This window comes from Janibacter sp. CFPM2_SD2 (genome assembly GCF_057364645.1).
This window is the reverse complement of sequence record NZ_JBNFOF010000348.1, coordinates 1-1,320: the sequence shown is the minus strand read 5'-3', so window position 1 is coordinate 1,320 and position 1,320 is coordinate 1. Positions and strand designations below refer to the sequence as shown.

Annotated in this window: 2 protein-coding genes; one reads left to right on the top strand and one right to left on the bottom strand. The window is 76.0% G+C overall.

Features of this window, described 5'->3' with window-relative positions; genetic code table 11:
• Positions 1-311 (bottom strand): hypothetical protein (locus tag AC2W7J_RS18195; RefSeq protein WP_485984177.1); only part of this gene is annotated, 311 nt, incomplete at its 3' end.
• Positions 312-342: 31 nt separating this feature from the next.
• On the opposite strand from AC2W7J_RS18195, the gene AC2W7J_RS18190 reads away from it, so the two are divergent.
• Positions 343-1,320 (top strand): hypothetical protein (locus AC2W7J_RS18190; RefSeq protein WP_485984175.1); only part of this gene is annotated, 978 nt, incomplete at its 3' end.

Sequence of the window (1,320 nt, the reverse complement as noted above, 5' to 3'; positions counted from 1 at the left end):
AGCACGACCTCGCCGCGCACCTCTACCTCCTCGCCGCCGACGCCGGCACCGCCGAGCGCGACGAGTGGATCACCTGCTGTCTCGAGAATGCCGTCATCGGCAAGGAGACCCGTGTGCTGCAGCGCGCGATCGAGGGCGCGGCCCGGCTCGCCGAGCCCGGCCACCGGGTGCGCGCCGACCTCGCGCTCGTCGAGCTCGGCGACGTCTCGCCCGACGAGGTGCTCGTCACCGCGCTGCAGGCCGCTCGTGAGCACCCCGACCTGCAGGCCCGGGTGCTGCTGCAGCGCGCCCGCCTGCTGCTCGGCACCCACGACCTGCGCACCGCCCTCGACCTCGCCCGACGTGCCGTCGAGCTGGCGGAGGCGGGCCGGGCGCCCGGACATCGAGGTCGAGGCGCTGACCGTCGCCGCATCGGTCACCCGCACCCTCGGCGACGGTGGCTCGCGCGCGCTCATCGACGCCGCAGCCGGGCTGGCCGGACCGCCGCGCCCCGGTCAGGTGCACACCTCCGCGCGCTACATCGCCGCGCGCTTCGCCCCTGCACGACGACGACCTGCGCCGGGCCCGGGCGGAGTTCGTCGACATGCTCGCCGGGGTCGGCCCCGACGCCGGCTACGACACCGTCCACGTGCTGCGCAGCTCGTCGAGATCGTCGCCAGGCAGGGGCGTGGCCGGGAGGCGCTCGAGCTCGCCGGGCGGGCGACCCGGGCGGCGACGCACTTCGACACGCCCGTCGCGACGACCTGGTACATCGAGGCGATCGCCGAGTCGGTCGGCGGGACCTTCGAGCGGACGGCGGTCGTCAGCGGTCGCGGGGTCGAGCTCGCCCGTGAGCAGGAGGACGAGCGCTACCTGCGCCGGCAGCTGGCCCACCTCGGGCTGGCGCGGCTGCACCTCGACGAGCTCGACGAGGCCGTCGCGGCCTTCCGCGAGCTGCGCTCGATCGACGAGGCGAGCGGGATCCGCGACGTCACCTCGCTGCGGTGGCACACCGACGGGGTCATGGCCTTCGCCCTCGTCGGTGAGGTCGACGAGGCGGCCGACCTGCTCGCCCGGGTGCGAGAGGAGATCGATGCCGGGCGCGGTGCGCCGGGTGTCGTCATCGCCGCAGACCGGGCCGAGGCGGAGATCGCGGCGGCCCGCGGTGACCTCGACCTCGCCCGGCGTCTGGCCTCGCGTTCCGCGACGGCGGCCGCCGAGCGACGTCTGCCGATCGAGCAGGCTCGCTCGCTCGTCACCCTGGCCCATGTCGAGCGTCGGGCACGCCGCACGGGTCGCAGCCGCGAGGCCGCTGCCCGGGCGCGTGAGGTCCTGCGCCCC